The following is a 16,728-nucleotide window of genomic DNA, read 5'->3' as shown; positions in this document are numbered from 1 at the left end:
TACAGTGGCTCTCACCTGACCTGGCAACTTCGGGACCTGCGAGGACATGCGAACCATGCCGACCGAAACGTTTGAGTTCCAAGTGGAGGCCCGTCAGCTGCTCCAGCTGATGATCCACTCCGTCTACTCGAACAAGGACGTCTTCCTGCGGGAGCTCGTCTCCAACGCCTCCGACGCGCTGGACAAGCTGCGCCTGGCCGCGCTGCGGCAGGACGGCCTCGACGCCGACACCTCCGACCTGCACATCGAGATCGACGCCGACCCCGACGCCCGCACGCTCACCGTGCGGGACAACGGCATCGGAATGTCGTACGACGAGGTCGGAAAGCTCATCGGGACCATCGCCAACTCCGGCACCGCCGAATTCCTCAAGGAGCTGAGGGAGGCCAAGGACGCGGCGGGGGCCGAGGGGCTCATCGGCCAGTTCGGCGTCGGCTTCTACTCCGGCTTCATGGTGGCCGACGAGATGACCCTGGTGACCCGGCGCGCCGGCGAGAGCAGCGGCACCCGCTGGTCGTCGCGCGGCGAAGGCACGTACACCCTGGAAACCGTCGACGACGCGCCGCAGGGCACCGCCGTCACGCTCCACCTCAAGCCGGCCGACCCCGAGAACCAGCTGCACGACTACACGTCCACCTGGACGATCAAGGAGATCGTCAAGCGGTACTCCGACTTCATCACCTGGCCGATCCGGCTCGTGCCCGGCACGAAGGGCGAGGGCGAGGACACGCCCGAACCCGAGACGCTCAACTCGATGAAGGCGCTGTGGGCGCGCTCGCGCGACGAGGTCTCCGACGACGAGTACCACGAGCTGTACAAGCACGTCAGCCATGACTGGCGCGACCCCCTGGAGACGATCCGGCTCCAGGCCGAGGGCACCTTCGAGTACCAGGCCCTGCTGTTCCTCCCGGAACACGCCCCGCACGACCTGTTCACCCGCGACTTCCGGCGCGGCCTCCAGCTGTACGTCAAGCGCGTCCTGATCATGGACGACTGCGAGGCGCTGCTGCCGCCGTACCTCCGCTTCGTCAAGGGCGTCGTCGACGCGCAGGACCTCTCGCTCAACGTCTCCCGCGAGATCCTCCAGCAGGATCGGCACATCCGGATGATCCAGCGCCGGCTGACCAAGAAGGTGCTGGCGTCGGTCAAGGAGATGAAGGCCGCCGACTCCGCCAAGTACGCCACCTTCTGGCGGGAGTTCGGAGCCGTGGTGAAGGAGGGCCTGCTCGGCGACCCCGACAACCGCGACGCCATCCTCGCCGTCGCGTCCTTCGCCAGCACGCACTCCGAGGACGAGCCGACCACGCTCCAGCAGTACGTGGAGCGGATGAAGGACGGCCAGGACGACATCTACTACATGACCGGCGAGTCCCGGCAGAGCATCGAGAACTCCCCGCACATGGAGGCCTTCCGCGCCCGGGGCGTCGAGGTCCTGCTGCTCACCGACCCCGTCGACGAGGTGTGGGTCGACGCGGTCGGCGAGTTCGACGGCAAGCGGCTGCGCTCCGTCGCCAAGGGCGAGATCGATCTGGACGTCCAGGGCGACGAACAGACCGACGGCGAGCGGGAGAAGCAGGCCGAGGAGTACGCCGGGCTGCTCGGCTGGATGAAGGAGCAGCTCGGCGAGGACGTGAAGGACGTCCGCCTGTCGACCCGGCTCACCGTCTCCCCGGCCTGCGTCGTCTCCGACGCCCACGATCTGACGCCGGCGCTGGAGAACATGTACCGCGCCATGGGCCAGGAGGTCCCGCCCACCAAGCGGATCCTCGAACTCAACCCCGGGCACGCGCTCGTGCGGGGCCTGAACCAGGCCTACCAGGAGCGCGAGGACCGCGCCGAACTCGTCGAGACGGCCGAGCTGTTGCACGGTCTGGCCATCCTCGCGGAGGGCGGTCAGCCGAAGGAACCCGCACGCTTCGTGAAGCTGGTCGCGGAACGCCTGGAGCGCGGCCTGCACTGAGCCGGGGGGTGGGCGCCGCCTCGCCGGGCTCGGTGGGGGCATCCTCGCCGGGCTCGGTGGCGGCGCCCACTCGTCCTTGTCGCACCGGCCGCCCCTCGGCAGCCGTCAGACCTTCGCGTCGCCGGTGCCGGGTGACGTCGTACGGCCGGTGACCTGCCGTCCGGGGGCCCGCGGTGTACGGCCGCCGTCCGGGCCGTGGCCGAGGCGCAGCAGCAGGTGCGGGTGGCAGCGCTTGTGGCCCGGGAGGGCCATGGCCGCCCGCAGGTCCGGCCACTCCATGGCCTGGTGCAGCAGGGAGGTGCGCAGGCCGCGGGCGGTCGCCGTGAGCAGGACGTACTGCAGGGCCTGACCCGCGCGCAGCCAGTCGTCGCGCCGGTCGTTGCCCGTCCACAACAGCGCCAGCTGCACATGCCGTTCGAACCACAGGGCCGGCAGCCGCAGGCCCGGCAGGTCGCCGGTGAAGTCCCGCATCGGCATCCGCCCGGCCGCGTCCGGCGGGCCGAGGGCGGTGACGGGGATGCCGTAAGGGGTCCTCGCCTCCGGCGCGTTGAGCCAGGCGCGGGTCTCCGCGGCGCGGTCCGGCCGGCCCTGGTTGCGGGCCTCGGCCATGGCGGTCAGGCGCAGGAGACGGCGGGTGCCGGCGATGTCCGGCACGTGCAGCCGCGCGCCCGCGGCCTGCGCCGCCGTCACCATCTCCGCCAGGACCGGATCGGGCACCGGCCGGCCGGTGAACGGCAGCCGGCTGGTGTGCCGGCGCGCGATGGCGTCGTACAGGCCCGGGTCGGAATCCCGCTCGCCGGCGGTGAGCGAATCGGTCAGCCGTACCGTGGCCAGCGGCCCCGGACGGGCCCGCTCCGGCAGCAGCCGCACCTCCGGCCGCCACCCCGAACGGACCGCCGCGAGACGGAGGTTGAACAGCGCGGCGCCCACCGACAGGTACTGGGCGCGATGCACCGGATCGGCCAGCGGGAGGGAGCGGCCGGGCGCCGCGTGCACCTCCACCAGCCTGCCGTCGGGGTCCACGCGGAAGCGCCACGGCTGGGTGTTGTGGATCGAGGGCGCCGCCACGGCGGCGGCCAGCAGGGATTCCACGGTGGCGGTGTCGAGCGCGGCTCGTACGGCCTGCATGGGATGCCTCCCCTTGTCTGCGTGACGGTGGTCGGATGGGCGGGCCCGGCCGCCGGGCGCCGCTACTCGCGGGCGCGGAGGTAGCGGGCCGGATCGCCGTCGAAGGCGGACGCGCAGTCGGCGGAGCAGAAGTGGACGAGGGCGCTCGCCGTCTCTCTGCGCGGGGTGGCGCCGTACTTGCTGATCCGCATACCGCACACCGGATCCGTGACCGTCTCCGCGGGCTGGTGCCGGTGGTGGTTGTGACGCCGGATGCTCATGTCGCCTCTTCGCTCTCGGGACACCGCCGGATCACCGATCGGCGGCCGCTCCTCCACGGTCGCGTTGCCGGCCCCCGCCCGGGAGGGGACCACCGTCCCGGAACCCGGACCGAAGGACCCCTGCGATCGGCGCCAGGACGGCGGGACCCTGGCACGACCGAGGAACCCGTGAGGCCGGGAGCCGGCTCGTGAACGCAGGGAGGTGGCGTGATGGCCGCGGTGGGAGGACTGCACCGACTGGACCGGTGGCTGTACCGGGGCGGCCGCCCCCACCGTACGGCCCGGGTGCTCAACCGCGTCGGGGCCGCCCAGTACGCGGCCGGTCTCGGCCCCCGCAACTGGGTGGCGCTGGAGGTCCGCGGACGGCGCACCGGACGGCTGATCAGGTTCCCGGTCGTCGTCGCGGAGCACGAGGGCGAGCGCTATCTGGTGTCGATGCTCGGCGAGCGCGCGAACTGGGTGCGGAACGTCCGCGCCGCCGACGGGCGGGTGGCGCTGCGTCACGGGCGCCGCGAGGAGGTGCGTCTGGAGGAGGTGGACCCGGGCGAACGGGCGCCCGTCCTGCGCGCGTACCTGCGGCTGGCGCCGGGCGCCAGGGCTCACGTCCCGGTCGATCGGCATGCTCCGCTGCGGGAGTTCGCGCGGATCGCGGACCGGTTCCCGGTCTTCCGCGTCACCCCCCTCGCGTGAACGTTCTCCGAGCCCGGACGGGATGCCGGCCGCCGGGCTCGGAGCGGTACGCGGGTCCTCCTCAGCGGTTGACGGTCAGCGGGACGGTGTCGACGGTGACGGGCCTGCCGTCCTTGGCGGACAGGTAGTAGGCGGTGAGCAGCCCCGGGCCGCTGCGGGCGGCCTTGTAGGGGAAGGTGACGTCGAAGGTGCCCCGGGTGCCGGTGCCGGAGGTCGCCTGGACGCGTACGTCGGCGCAGGTGCGCCCGGTGATGTCGGTGACCTTCAGGCGGAAGACGGCCTCGAAGGTGTTGGCGCTGCCCCAGACCCGCAGGGGCGTGTGCACGCTGTTGCCGATCACCGGGGACTCCATCAGGACGGCCGGCGTGACGTCCTCGAAGTCGGCCCGTCCCACGGGCCCGTTGAGGACGATGCCCTCGCCGCCGAAGTACTTCACCGGTTTGCCGTCGAGTTCGAAGCGAACGGAGTGGATGGACGAGAAGCGGGTCGCGGTGAACACGACCTGCGCGAGGCGGGCCCGCATGGACAGGCTGCCGCCGCCGTCGTCGTACCGTCCGGAGAGATCCACGGTCGCCACATGGTCGCGGACCACGATCGAGTGCAGCGTGGTGCCGGACGGGATGGCCGTCGTACGGCCCTTGGACCTCTCGTAGCCGCTGGGGCCGGCCAGCAGGGCGCGGACGGCGCCGGTGGCGGTGGCCGGGGCGGTGACGGTGCGCGGGGCGGGCGAGACGTGCTCGCCGTGCAGGAAGTAGACCGCCGTACGGATGTGCTTCACGGCGGCGCCGGTCCCGATGCCCGTGCCGCCGCTCGTCGAGGGTGCCCGGGTCGTCGTGCCCGGGGTGGTCGGCGCCGACGGCGCGGAGGGCGCGGGCGCGCCGGAGGTGCCGCCCGAACCGGACGTGCCGGTCGAGGGGCTCGTGATCCGGTCGACCCCGGCCGGTACACCCGAGCCGTTGGTCGTGCCGCACGCGGTGACAGTGAGCAGAGGGAGCGTCAACACCGCGGTGACCGCTGCGCGGTGGCGTCGGAAGGTGTGGGCGCTCGGGGCCTGAGTGTTCATGGCAGCCTCCTGAGACACTTCCATCCAACGCGTCGACGGATCGGCGGACCAGGGCTGACCGGCACTGTCACGGGGCCCAATGGGGTGCAACCGCGGGCCGGCAGACCTTTCGACGGCGACTTGGTTCCCTCGGCGACCATATTGTTGAACATGTTCAATTCTTCCGTCATGATGCCGTCGGCGGCCCTCCGAGTGCCGCATCGAGAGGACGGCGCCATGACGAGTTCACTTCTCATGCCACGAAGGCGCGCCCGGCTCCGCACGAGCGGCGCCGGAGCGGCGGCGACGGGGAGCACGGCCCCGACGCGGATCCTCGACCGGCGGCATCCACGCGTCGTCGCCCTGCTCCGGCGGATCGAGGCGGCGGCCGGCTCGGATGAGCCCGGCTGGGGGGAGACCGGCTGGAGGGAAACCGCCTCGGGTGAGACCGGCTCGGGGGTGGCCTTGGGGGCCGACGACCGGTCGGCGTTCCTGCGCCGGGCTCACCGGCACATCGCGGACACCGTGCGGCCCGTGTACTCGGTGCGGGACGACCTGCCCGTGTCCGAGGTGCTGCGCCGCGGCCGCGGCTCCTGCAGCCAGCGCCTGGCCGTGCTGGAGGCCGTGGCACGGGCGTCCGGGGTGCCCACGCGCGTGCGCGGCCTGCTGGTGGACGGCAGGTTCTGGTATCCGCGCTTTCCGCGGCTGCGTCGCGTCGTCCCGGACCAGGTCGTGCTGGCCTGGCCCGAATTCCGGGTCGCGGGCCCGGCGTCGGTCGGCGGACCCGCCACGCCCTGGCTGTCGGCATCCGAACTCTTCGGCAGCCTGGACGAGTTGAGCGGGCGGCGCGCCGACGGCTTCAGCAACGCCGGCGCGGAGACGCTCTTCGACGCGCTGTCCAGGACGGCGATCGACTGGGACGGCACGACGCTCTGCCCGGCCTCGGGCGCCGGCTGCGACCTCTCGGGCCACGTCCTGGCCGACCTCGGCCGCTTCGACTCCCGCGACGAGCTGTTCGCCCGGCACGGCCAGACCCTCTGCGTGACGGCGAGACTGCTGGCCGAGCCCGTCCTGGGGCGCCGCGGCGCCGGAGGCGGCCGAGCCGGTCTCGCGGCTGTCGCCGAGCCGTGAGCCGCCGGGGTCTCACCGGGCCCCGCTCCGCCTCTCGATCGCGCGCAGTACGGCCACCATGTCCTGCCTGCCGTGGCCCTGTTCGACCGTCTCCCCGAACAGGGCGTGGCAGACGTCGAGGAGCGGGGAGGCCAGATCGGCCTTGCGCGCGGCCTCCGCGATCAACCGGTTGTTCTTCAGTACGTCCGCGGCGCCCGCCTGGCGTGTGAAGTCCCGGTCCAGCAGCTTGGCCCCCTTCACCCGGGAGACCGCGCTGGCCATGGGGCCCGCGTCCAGGACGTCCCGGAGCAGCCGCCGGTCGAGGCCGTGCCGGTCGGCGAAGTGGAACGCCTCGGTCAGCCCGGTGACCATGGTGATCAGGAACAGGTTGACCGAGAACTTCATCAGCAGGGCGCCGGGCACGCTCCCGCAGTCGAACATCTCGCGGCATACGGGAGCGAGCAACGGCCTCACGGCGGCCACCGCGTCGGCGTCGCCCGCGAGCATCCCCACCAGCTCGCCCCGTTCGGCCGGAACCCGCGACCCGGAGACCGGCGCCTCGACATAGCGGCCGCCCGCCTCGCGGATGTCCTCGCGCAGGCCGCCGGAGTACTCGGCCGAGGTCGTGCCCATGTGGACGACCGTGCGCCCGGCGACGCGCGTGGCGAAGTCCGGGCCGCCGCGGCCCAGGACGGTGTCCACGGCGGCCTCGTCGGCCAGCATGAGGATCACCGTCCCCGCCCGCTCGAAGACCTCGGCGGGGCCGGCCGCCACCTCGGCCCCGGCCGCCCGCAGGGGCTCGCACCGGGCCGGGGTGCGGTTCCAGACGACGAGGGGCGTCCCGGCGCGGGCGAGGTTGAGGGCCATGGGCTGCCCCATCACCCCGAGGCCGACGAAACCGACGTACACGACGCACCACCACCCGACGGTCCATGACAGCGGTCATAGCTCTATGACCGCTGTCATAGTAGCGGAGCCGTATGACGACGGTCATAGGATGGGTGCTGAGACGCCTACGCGAGGAGGTCGGAGATGTCCGAACGGGGGCCGCGGGAGCGGATGGTCTTCAGCGCGGCCCAGCTCATCCGGCGCGACGGGGTCGCCGCCACCGGCATGCGGGAGGTCGCCGCCCACGCCGAGGCGCCGCGTGGGTCGCTGCAGCACTACTTCCCGGGCGGCAAGGAGCAGTTGGTCAACGAGGCGGTGGGCTGGGCCGGCCGGTACGCGGGCCGGCGCGTGGCCCGCTTCCTCGCCGCCCTGGACGAACCGACGCCCAGCGGGCTGTTCGCCGAGATGGTGCGGCAGTGGACCGACGAGTACGAGTCCGCCGGGTTCGCGGCCGGCTGCCCGGTCGCGGCCGCCACGGTGGACTGCGCGGAGTCGGTGCCCTCCACCCGGGAGGCCGTGGCCGCCGCGTTCACCACCTGGACCGCGCCCGTGGCACGGGCCCTCGCCGGCATGGGCGTCCCCGAGGAACGCGCAGGCGCGCTCGCCACCCTCATGATCAGCGCCCTGGAGGGCGCCATCCTCATCGCCCGCGCGGAACGGGACGTGCGGGCCCTGACGACCGTCACCCGCGAACTCGGCCCACTCCTCGACGCGGCGGTCCGGAAGGACGACTGAGCAGCCGTTGCGCCGTAGGCGGCGACTAGTGCCCTACGGCCGCTCCGGTGTCGGCGGGGGGAGAGGTGACGACGCTCCGGTGTCGGCGGGGGGAGAGGTGACGAGCACCGCTAGGAGGTGGTGACGGGCGCGCGGACGGAAGTTGGTCGTCGTCGGCTCCTCGCCACTTTCAACCTATAGCGCACAGGGGGGCTTGCGGCAAGGTCCCCGTGCTGTCGCACAATCGTCGGCCGAGGCCAGGACCTGCGGAAACGGGGGATCATGATGATCGACGCGGTCATTGCCGGCGGTGGACCGACGGGGCTGATGCTCGCCGCCGAACTGCGGTTGCACGGTGTGAGCGTGGTGGTGCTGGAGAAGGAACCGGAGCCGACCGAGGTCGTCCGGGCGCTCGGCCTGCACGCGCGCAGTATCGAGGTGTTGGACCAGCGCGGGCTGGCGGACCGCTTCCTCGCGCTCGGCCGGCGGCACCCGCTCGGCGGCTTCTTCGCCGGCATCGCCAAGCCGTCGCCGGAGCGGCTGGACACCACCCACCCGTACGTCCTCGGCATTCCGCAGACCGTCACCGAACGCCTGCTGGCCGAGCACGCCGTGGAGGCCGGCGCCGACATCCGCCGCGGCCGCGAACTGGTCGGTCTGAGCCAGGACGCCGACGGGGTGACCGCCGAACTGGCCGACGGCACGCGGTTGCGCTCGCGCTACCTGGTGGGCTGCGACGGCGGCCGCAGCACGGTCCGCAAACTGCTGGGCGTCGGCTTCCGGGGCGAACCCAGCAGGGTCGACACGCTGCTGGGCGAGGTCGAGCTGACCACCCCTGCGGAGGAACTGGCCGCCGTGGTCGCGCACGTACGCGAGACCCAGCTGATGTTCGGCGCCATGCCCCTGGGCGACGGGGTGTACCGGGTCGTCGTGCCCGCGGAGAAGGTCGCCGAGGACCGCTCGGTTCCGCCGACCCTGGACGAGGTCAGGCGGCAGCTGAAGGCCACCGCCGGAACCGACTTCGGCGCGCACTCGCCGCGCTGGCTGTCCCGTTTCGGCGACGGCACCCGGCTGGCCGACCGGTACCGCGTGGACCGGGTGCTGCTCGCCGGCGACGCGGCGCACGTCCACCCGCCGATGGGCGGCCAGGGGCTCAACGCCGGTGTCCAGGACGCCTTCAACCTCGGCTGGAAGCTGGCCGCCCAGGTGGCGGGGTGGGCACCGGAGGGGCTGCTGGACAGCTATCAGACCGAGCGGCGCCCGGTGGCCGCCGCCGTACTGGACAACGCCCGCGCGCAGATGGAGCTGATGTCCCTCGATCCGGGGCCGCGGGCGGTGCGGCGGCTGCTGGCTGAACTGATGGACTTCGAGGAGGTCAACCGGTACCTGATCGAGAAGATCATCGCGACCGGGATCCGCTACGACTTCGGTGACGGGCACGAACTGCTCGGCAGGCGGCTGCACGACGTGCGGCTGGAGCGGGGGCGCCTCTACGAGCTGATGCACGCCGGCCGCGGGCTGCTGCTCGACCGGACCGGAACGCTTTCCGCGGCGGGCTGGGCGGACCGGGTCGACCACGTCGTCGATTCCGCCGCGGAACTGGAGGACGTCCCCGCCGTGCTGCTGCGGCCCGACGGGCACGTGGCGTGGGCCGGTGAGGACCAGGAGGGCCTGCCGGCCGCCCTGGAGAAGTGGTTCGGGGCCGCCACCGCCTGAGCGCACACGCGCGCCTGGTCGAGACGCTCCGCGTCCCGGGCCTGGAGGACGGAACCGTCGCGCTGGACGCCCTGCCGCGCGCGACACCGGCTCCGGGGCGTCGTCCCGCGCCCCCTGCCCGACGGCCCTGCCGGGCGGCGGCAACCGCCCGGCTCCCGCCGCCGGGTACCGGTGGCAGGCCCCTCGCTGCGACCCGCACTACTGTCGTGGCATGACAGACGACACCCTGCGCTCGGTCACCGTCCGGCGCACCGCCACCGGCCACTTCACCGCCGTCAACGCCCGCGGCGGCACGATCGACTTCGGCACCGGCGGGGAGCCGGGCGGCACCGAGTTCACCCCGGTCGAGCTGCTGCTCGCCGCGATCGGCGGGTGCACCGCGGCCGACGTGGACGTGGCCACCACCCGGCACGCCGAGCCCACCGGATTCACCGTCACCGTGACCGGCCACAAGATCGCCGACGAGTCCGGCAACCGGATGACCGATCTCTCGGTCTCCTTCGCCGTCACCTTTCCCGAAGGGGCGTCCGCGGACCGGGCCCGGGCGATCCTGCCCCGGGCGGTCAAGACCTCCCACGACCGGCTCTGCACGGTCAGCCGCACCGTCGAGCTCGGCACGCCGGTCACCGTGACGGTCGCGGACACCCCCTGAACAGCCCTTCGCGAGGAACACGGCGCCGGGGCGGTCACGGGCGGGCGACGGGGTCCTGATCGGCCGTCCTCTCCCGCTCGACGGTCCCGGCCGCCGGTGACGCGGCGGGGGAGCGGAACCGGGCGGCCAGCCGGGTGGCGACGGGCTCGGTGAAGCGGGCGGTCAGCGGGCCGAGGACGACCAGGATCAGGACGTAGGCCGTGGCGAGCGGGCCGAGTGAGGGCTCGATGCCCGCGGTGACGGCGAGTCCGGCGATGACGATGGAGAACTCGCCCCGGGCGACGAGCGTGCCGCCGGCCCGCCAGCGGCCCCTGACGGACACATGGGCGCGGCGGGCCGCCCAGTAACCGGTGCCGATCTTGGTCAGGGTGGTGACGACCGCGAGGGCGACGGCGGGCAGCAGGACCGGCGGGATGCTCGCCGGGTCGGTGTGCAGGCCGAAGAAGACGAAGAACACCGCGGCGAACAGGTCCCGCAGCGGGGCCAGCAGCCCGTGCGCCCCCTCGGCCACCTCGCCGGACAGGGCGATGCCCACCAGGAACGCGCCGACGGCGGCCGACACCTGCAGCTGCTGGGCCAGCCCGGCCACCACCAGGGTCAGCCCGAGGACGACCAGCAGCAGCTTCTCGGGGTCGTCGCTGGAGACGAAGCGGGAGATGTGACGGCCGTAGCGCACCGCGAGGACCAGCACGAGGGCGGCGACACCGAGGGCGACGGCGAGCGTGAGACCGCCCGCGGCCAGCCCCGCCCCGGCCAGCAGGGCCGTGACGATCGGCAGGTAGACGGCCATGGAGAGGTCCTCCAGGACCAGGATGCTCAGGATCACCGGGGTCTCCCGGTTGCCGAGCCGGCCCAGGTCGCCGAGGACCTTCGCGATCACACCGGACGACGAGATCCAGGTGACCCCGGCGAGGACGACGGCGGCGACCGGCCCCCAGCCCAGCAGCAGCGCCGCTACGGCACCCGGCAGGGCGTTGAGCGCGGCGTCCATCAGACCTGCCGGATAGTGGGTCTTGAGATTGGAGACCAGGTCGCTGGCCGTGTACTCCAGGCCGAGCATGAGCAGCAGCAGGATCACGCCGATCTCCGCGCCGATGGCGACGAAGTCCTCACTGGCGCCCAGCGGGAGCAGCCCGCCCTCGCCGAAGGCGAGCCCGGCCAGCAGGTAGAGCGGTATCGGGGAGAACCGCAGCCGCCCGGCCAGGCGTCCGAGCAGGCCGAGGGCGAGGATGATGGAACCGAACTCGATCAGGAACGTGGCGGAGGAGTGCACGGCTCACTCCCGCCCGAGTATCGTCGCCGCCGCGTCCACGCCCTCGCGGGTGCCGATCACGATCAGCGTGTCACCGCCCGCAAGCCGGAAGTCCGGCGCGGGGGAGGGGATCGCCTCCGCCCGGCGCAGCACCGCCACCACCGAGACGCCGGTCTCGGTGCGCATCCGGGTCTCGCCGAGGACCCGGCCGTTCCAGTACGAGGTGGCCGACAGCTCGATCCGCTCCGCCACCAGGCCCAGATCCGTGGTGGACAGCAGGTTCGGCGTGTGATGGTCGGGCAGCAGCGCGCCGACGAGGGCGGCCGCCTCGCCGGCGGTGAGCCGCACGGACAGGGCGCAGGCGTCGGGGTCGTCCCTGCGGTAGACGCTGAACGTCCGGTCGCCGTCGCGGTGCGCCACCACCGACAGGGGTTGCCGGTCCCGCGTCGTCATGTCGTAGCGGACGCCGATCCCCGGAAGAGGCGTGCTGCTCAGGCGTGGTGCGCCCATGTCTGGTTTCCCTTCGGCGGTGAAAGCGCGGTGATCGTTCGGCCCACCTACCCCAACCTGCCGCCTTTACCCTCTCATTACCGAACGTTCGCGGCGCGTCGGCTCCGGGCGGAGCGAAGGGCCCCGGCCTTCGCCCGGCCGGGGCCCTCAAGGGTTCACCTGTGTCGGAAAGTCACCCGGCGGTGGAGGCGCCGCTCCTACGGCGGCGCAGCGCGAAGCCCGTCGCGATCGCGCCGGCGGTGACGACGCCGGCGGTCAGGGCGATCGGCAGGGCCGGCGAGGTGGAGCTCGCGGCGGCCACGTTCTGGGCCTTGAGGTCCTGCACGTACGCCGGGTACGGCGCGTGCGTGGACGCGGACGAGGCCGCCTGGGCGTAGTGGTGCGGGATCGGCTTCACGGACTTCACCGAGCCGTCCGCGTTCAGCAGCACCTGCTTGCCGTTGGGGTGCCGGAAGTCGAACATGCCGGTCAGGCTGCCCGCCCGCCGGTCGAAGGAGGCGTCGCCGATGCGGCCGGTGCCCCAGTTGTTCTCGATGAACTTGGTGATCGACGTCTGCTCGGTGGCCGTGTGGTCGACCGAGTTGACCTTGCTGTAAGGGGAGATGACCAGCAGCGGCTGCCGGGTGCCCGGCCCGCAGCGGTCCGCGTAGCCGCCCGCGGCGGCCGGCCCGGACTGGCACATCGGGCTGTCCAGTGCCTTGCCGTTGGAGCCGGTCGTGGAGTCCTTGGAGCCGTTGAGGACCTTGGAGGTGACGTGGTCGTACCAGCCGTCGGAGTCGTCGTAGGCGACCACGACCGCGGTCGACTTCCACTGCGGCGACTTCTGCAGCGCGTTGATCTCGTTGATCAGGAAGTGCTGCTCGTCGGTCGGGTCGGAGTAACCGGCGTGCCCGTCCTGGTACTCGGCGGCCTTCAGGAAGCTGACCGAGGGCAGGTTGCCGGCCTTGAGGGCGGCGTCGAAGTCGGCCAGGTCGTAGTTGTGGTTGGCGCGGCCGTCGTGCCCGATCTCGGCGACGTTCTTCGGCGCGAGGTGGTGCGGGTTGGACGTCGACCTGTAGTACTCGAACGGCGAGTGGTGGGGGCTGTAGTCGACGACCGAGGCGCCGCCGACGTTGGTGTGCGTGGTGTCGCACTTCGCGTAGTCGCCGCTCTTGCCGTCCCACGCGGTGCTCGGCCGGAAGCCGCCCTGGAACCAACCCCAGCTGACGCGCTTGGCGTTGAGCAGGTCACCGATGTTCCGGCCCTGCATCACGGCGAGCGCGTTGGTGCTGGTGTGGTTCTTGCCCGAGCAGTCGTCGAAGGCCGGGTCGGGGTCGTTGATCAGCGTGCCGACACCCTTGGCGTTCGGGGAGAGGACCGTGTACGGGTCCGGGGTCGCCGTCTGCTTCGGGTTCTCCGTGCCGGAGGCCGGGTCGACGGAGATCACGCCGTGCGTCTGGCCGGAGACCAGGTTGAGCGCGCCGGGCGTGGAGGGACCGTAGACCGAGCTGAACGAGCGGTCGTTGAGGGCGTAGTGCTGGGCATAGTTCCACAGACCCGTCACGGTGTTGCCGTCGTAGTAGTCCATCACCAGGCCGGGCTCGCCGAACAGCCCGCCGCTGCACTTGCTGACCTCGGTGTTCTCCACGTACTTGTCGGCCTTGCCGCCGTCGGCCGCGTACTGCTCGGGACCGTAGGAGTGGTTCTGGTCGCAGGTCATGGCCTGCGAACTGGCCAGCCGCTTCGGCGCGTACAGGTTCGGGTTGTTCTTCAGCAGCCCGGCGTTGAGCAGGTTGTCGACCTTCGGCGTGTGCGCCGCGGCCCTGAACGTGGTGCCGTCGGTGTTGGCCGCCTTCGGGTAGGTGGCGAAGTAGTGGTCGAACGAGATGTTCTCGTCGTAGATCACCACCAGGTGCTTGATCGGTGTCGCGGTGCGTGTTCCGTGGCCGCCCGCCGAGGCCGCCGCGGCCGGGACTACGCCACCCGCCGTCGCCAGCGCCGCCGCGCCCAGCAGGGCGCCCACACGGCTCAGGCCGCGCCGCGCGCTTGTCGTTCTTGCTGTACCGATCATGCTGTCTCGCCTTCCGAGGACACTGCTTCAGAGGACATGCTTCCGAGAGCACTGCGTTTCGCCGCCACGACATCGATGGTCATGGCAACTACGGTCGGATCCTTGGCAATCGTTGCGGCGGGTCGGGTGAGCGGCAATGTCATGCGCGCGAATGTTCGGTCAGGAAATCCTCATGGTCTTTTGAGGCGCCCTTGACCTACGGCGGTGCGATCAGGCCAGCAGCGCGCGCCCGTACCAGTCGGAGCCGTCCCGGACGCCGGGCAGCGCGAAGAAGTAGCCGCCGCCGAACGGGGAGACGTAGTCGACGAGCGGCTCACCGGCCAGCCGTCGCTGCACGGTCTCGAACTGCCGGACCACGTCCTGCTGGTAGCAGCAGAACAGCAGGCCCATGTCGAGGTTGCCGTTGCCGTCCATGCCCCGGTCGTAGTTGTAGCCGCGGCGCAGGATCCGCTGCTCGGCGCCGGCCGGGGTACGGGGGTTGGCCAGGCGGATGTGGCTGTCCAGCGGGATGACGTCGCCCTTGGGATCCTGCGCGTACTGCGGGATGTCCTTCTCGTGCCGCCCGTCCAGCGGGGCGCCGGTGTCGCGGGCGCGCCCGAACATCCGCTCCTGTTCGGCGAGCGAGACCCGGTCCCAGAACTCCACCAGCATCCGGATCAGCCGTACGACCTGGTAGCTGCCGCCCGTCGCCCAGTCCGGCTCGCCGGAGCCGGGGCCCACCCACACCAGCCGGTCCGTCTCCCGCGCGTCGGCTACGTCCGGGTTGGAGATGCCGTCCTTGAAACCGAAGTGGTTGCGCGGGGTTCCGGACGGCCGCGGCGGGCTGACGAAACCGTCCATCCGCCAACGCACCTGCAGAGCGCCCCGGGTGTGCCGGGCGACATCGCGCAGCGCGTGCAGGACCGTGTCCGCGCCGTCCGCGCAGAACTGCACACTGAGGTCGCCGTGGCACCAGTCGGCGTCGAGGTCGTCGTCGGGGAACGTCGGCATGGCCGTCAGCCGCCGGGGCCTGCGGGCCGTCAGGCCGTAGCGGTCGTCGAAGAGGGAGGCGCCGACGCCGACGGTGACGGTCAGCCGGTCCGCGGGCACGTCCGGGCCCAGGGTGCCCGAGTCGGCGGGCGGGCCGGTGATGCCGGGCTCGTCCGGGCTGCCGCCGGCCGTCAGGAAGCGGGCCCGCTCGGTGAGCGTGCGCAGCGCGTCGCGCAGTTCGGCGCGGTCGCGCGCGGTCGCGTCGAAGGAGACGAACGCGGTGGCGCGCTGTGCCGGTGTGAGGATGCCGGCCTGATGGCGGCCGTGGAAGGGGATCCGCCCGCTCTCCCGGGACGGCGTGGCCGAGGCGGCACCGTGATCGGCGGCCACGAGCCCGGCACCGGCCACGGCCGCCGCGCCCGTCAGGAAACCCCGGCGGCCGACCTTGCTGACGGGCTTCACGCGGTCCTCCGTACGTCGGTCAGGGCGGCCACGTCGGCGAGCCGTTCCACCAGTTCGCCCAGATCGGCGTCGACGGTCTCCCGCTGGGCGCGGGTCAGCCGGGTCAGAGGTGTCCAACTCCGGCCGTGCCGGAAGGAGTCCAGCAGCCGCTGGGTACGGTCCAGCCAGGAGTCGAGGCCGGGCAGGCCGGTGTCGCGGGTGCTGAGCAGGGGACGCAGGTATCCGAGGAGCACCCGGGTGCCGTCCAGGTTGGCGCGGGCCGTCGCCAGGTTGGTGCCGCTGCCGTAGTCGCTGCGGCCGGTCAGCTCGAACTGCACGGTGTTCTCCAGGATCTCGTGCGCGCGCAGCCCGACGTCCGCCGGGTCCATCCGCTGGTCCGGCCAGCCGGCGCGCAGCGCGTGGACGGCCGCGGCGAGACGGTCGGCGGGGCCGCGCAGACCGCTCGCCGACTCCCCGTGCCACAGGCCGTACTCGACCCGGTGGAAGCCGGTGAAGTCCTTGTCGCGGACGCCCCCGGACAGCCCGGCCGTGGTGCCGTCGATCTGCCCGTCGGCGTCCCCGAAGGTGCCGTAGGCGGCGCCCATCCGCTCGTACACCAGGTGCGCGGGCAGCCATGCCGCGCGCGCCGCCGCGAGGTCGCCGCGGTCGACGGCGTCACGCAGTGCGTCGGTCTTCCGCTCCAGCTCGACGGTGCGGCCCTGGATCCACCTCTGGTAGGCGAGGGTCGGCGGGATGAGGTCCTGCTGGGTGACCGGCACCGCGGCCGGGCCGCTTCTGACCTTCGCGCCGGTGATGCGCACGGTGGGGCCGGTGACGGCGTCCGCGTCGTCGGGCAGGCACTTGAAGGCGTACGTGCCGTTGCCGAGCGTCACCCGCAACGGGCGCACGGTGCCCGGGGCCAGTCCCTCCACCTCGCCATAGACCGCTCCCGTCCTCGGGTCGGTCAGATCCACCTCGGCCGCCGTGCTGGAGGTGTTGTGCAGGTCGAAGACCTGACGTCCGCCCACGGGCCGGCTCCAGCCGCGACCGCAGCCGGCCGGCGTGACCTCCACGGAGGTGTGCCGCAGCCCGTCGCCCGTCGCCGCCTCGTGCCGACCGCCGGCGCCGCGGGCCGCCAGCAGACCGGCGACCGTGGCCGCCGCGACCGCCAGCACGCCGCCGGTGAGCAGCGCGGTGCGCCGCCGCGCGGGCGGGGGAGGGGCGGGCGCGTCACCGGTTCCGGGTTCGGCGCCGACCGCGGCTTCGGGCACGCGGGGCCTCCTGGGGGTCGTACGAGCAGGGCGACCGGTTGATCCTAAGCAGGTCCCGGAACGGCGGTCTCCCCC

15 protein-coding genes are annotated in these 16,728 nt (G+C 72.6%); 6 read left to right on the top strand and 9 right to left on the bottom strand.

Going from position 1 to position 16,728, the window contains the following annotated elements; genetic code table 11:
- The first annotated feature begins 55 nt into the window (after positions 1 to 55).
- Positions 56 to 1,960, top strand: coding sequence for a molecular chaperone HtpG (gene htpG, locus ACIGDI_RS14385; RefSeq protein ID WP_399895449.1), 1,905 nt, complete (start codon positions 56 to 58; stop codon positions 1,958 to 1,960).
- Between the two features lie 105 nt (positions 1,961 to 2,065).
- Here htpG and ACIGDI_RS14380 read toward each other — a convergent pair whose 3' ends face one another.
- Together ACIGDI_RS14380 and ACIGDI_RS14375 are read right to left on the bottom strand one after the other, a co-directional pair.
- Entirely contained in the window at positions 2,066 to 3,088 is a 1,023-nt protein-coding gene (locus ACIGDI_RS14380; protein ID WP_399895446.1) for an Acg family FMN-binding oxidoreductase, read from the bottom strand.
- A 62-nt stretch (positions 3,089 to 3,150) separates the two neighbouring features.
- A complete protein-coding gene (locus ACIGDI_RS14375; protein WP_399895443.1) occupies positions 3,151 to 3,348 on the bottom strand; it encodes a hypothetical protein in 198 nt (65 codons plus the stop codon).
- Positions 3,349 to 3,558: 210 nt separating this feature from the next.
- Here ACIGDI_RS14375 and ACIGDI_RS14370 point away from each other — a divergent pair, with 210 nt between their 5' ends.
- Positions 3,559 to 4,038 (top strand): nitroreductase/quinone reductase family protein, encoded by a 480-nt coding sequence (locus ACIGDI_RS14370; RefSeq protein WP_399895440.1) that lies wholly within the window; start codon positions 3,559 to 3,561, stop codon positions 4,036 to 4,038.
- 61 nt (positions 4,039 to 4,099) lie between these two features.
- On the opposite strand, the gene ACIGDI_RS14365 is transcribed toward ACIGDI_RS14370, so the two are convergent.
- Positions 4,100 to 5,101, bottom strand: coding sequence for a GerMN domain-containing protein (locus ACIGDI_RS14365; RefSeq protein WP_399895437.1), 1,002 nt, complete (start codon positions 5,099 to 5,101; stop codon positions 4,100 to 4,102).
- 216 nt (positions 5,102 to 5,317) lie between these two features.
- Here ACIGDI_RS14365 and ACIGDI_RS14360 point away from each other — a divergent pair, with 216 nt between their 5' ends.
- Positions 5,318 to 6,211: a transglutaminase domain-containing protein gene (locus ACIGDI_RS14360; protein WP_399895434.1), complete on the top strand. Its 894-nt coding sequence runs from the start codon at positions 5,318 to 5,320 to the stop codon at positions 6,209 to 6,211.
- A gap of 12 nt (positions 6,212 to 6,223) precedes the next feature.
- Here the strand turns inward: ACIGDI_RS14360 and ACIGDI_RS14355 are convergent, their stop codons facing one another.
- Positions 6,224 to 7,099 carry an NAD(P)-dependent oxidoreductase gene (locus ACIGDI_RS14355; RefSeq protein ID WP_399895431.1) on the bottom strand — a complete coding sequence of 292 codons (876 nt, stop codon included), beginning with the start codon at positions 7,097 to 7,099 and terminating at the stop codon, positions 6,224 to 6,226.
- 123 nt (positions 7,100 to 7,222) lie between these two features.
- On the opposite strand from ACIGDI_RS14355, the gene ACIGDI_RS14350 reads away from it, so the two are divergent.
- The 3 genes from ACIGDI_RS14350 to ACIGDI_RS14340 all read left to right on the top strand — a co-directional run bounded on the left by ACIGDI_RS14350 (position 7,223) and on the right by ACIGDI_RS14340 (position 10,160).
- A complete protein-coding gene (locus ACIGDI_RS14350) occupies positions 7,223 to 7,813 on the top strand; it encodes a TetR/AcrR family transcriptional regulator (RefSeq protein ID WP_399895428.1) in 591 nt (196 codons plus the stop codon).
- A gap of 264 nt (positions 7,814 to 8,077) precedes the next feature.
- A complete protein-coding gene (gene rox / locus ACIGDI_RS14345; RefSeq protein WP_399897601.1) occupies positions 8,078 to 9,508 on the top strand; it encodes a rifampin monooxygenase in 1,431 nt (476 codons plus the stop codon).
- A 211-nt stretch (positions 9,509 to 9,719) separates the two neighbouring features.
- Positions 9,720 to 10,160: an OsmC family protein gene (locus ACIGDI_RS14340; protein WP_399895425.1), complete on the top strand. Its 441-nt coding sequence runs from the start codon at positions 9,720 to 9,722 to the stop codon at positions 10,158 to 10,160.
- A 34-nt stretch (positions 10,161 to 10,194) separates the two neighbouring features.
- Here the strand turns inward: ACIGDI_RS14340 and ACIGDI_RS14335 are convergent, their stop codons facing one another.
- From ACIGDI_RS14335 to ACIGDI_RS14315, 5 genes are all read right to left on the bottom strand, one after another.
- Positions 10,195 to 11,433, bottom strand: coding sequence for a cation:proton antiporter (locus ACIGDI_RS14335; RefSeq protein ID WP_399895423.1), 1,239 nt, complete (start codon positions 11,431 to 11,433; stop codon positions 10,195 to 10,197).
- A gap of 3 nt (positions 11,434 to 11,436) precedes the next feature.
- Positions 11,437 to 11,922 (bottom strand): cation:proton antiporter regulatory subunit, encoded by a 486-nt coding sequence (locus ACIGDI_RS14330; RefSeq protein ID WP_200698769.1) that lies wholly within the window; start codon positions 11,920 to 11,922, stop codon positions 11,437 to 11,439.
- A gap of 172 nt (positions 11,923 to 12,094) precedes the next feature.
- The gene (locus tag ACIGDI_RS14325) at positions 12,095 to 13,972 is read right to left on the bottom strand and encodes a phospholipase C (RefSeq protein WP_399895420.1); all 1,878 of its coding nucleotides are present in this window, start codon (positions 13,970 to 13,972) and stop codon (positions 12,095 to 12,097) included.
- A gap of 210 nt (positions 13,973 to 14,182) precedes the next feature.
- Entirely contained in the window at positions 14,183 to 15,403 is a 1,221-nt protein-coding gene (gene efeB, locus ACIGDI_RS14320; protein WP_399895417.1) for an iron uptake transporter deferrochelatase/peroxidase subunit, read from the bottom strand.
- Positions 15,400 to 16,653, bottom strand: a complete 1,254-nt coding sequence (locus tag ACIGDI_RS14315; protein ID WP_399895414.1) for an EfeM/EfeO family lipoprotein — start codon at positions 16,651 to 16,653, stop codon at positions 15,400 to 15,402. Before ACIGDI_RS14315 ends, efeB begins: the two co-directional genes overlap by 4 nt.
- Positions 16,654 to 16,728: the final 75 nt, after the last annotated feature.

This window comes from Streptomyces sp. NPDC085900 (genome assembly GCF_044540925.1).
Lineage (GTDB): Bacteria > Actinomycetota > Actinomycetes > Streptomycetales > Streptomycetaceae > Streptomyces > Streptomyces gilvifuscus.
This window is presented reverse-complemented; position numbering and strand designations above follow the sequence as displayed.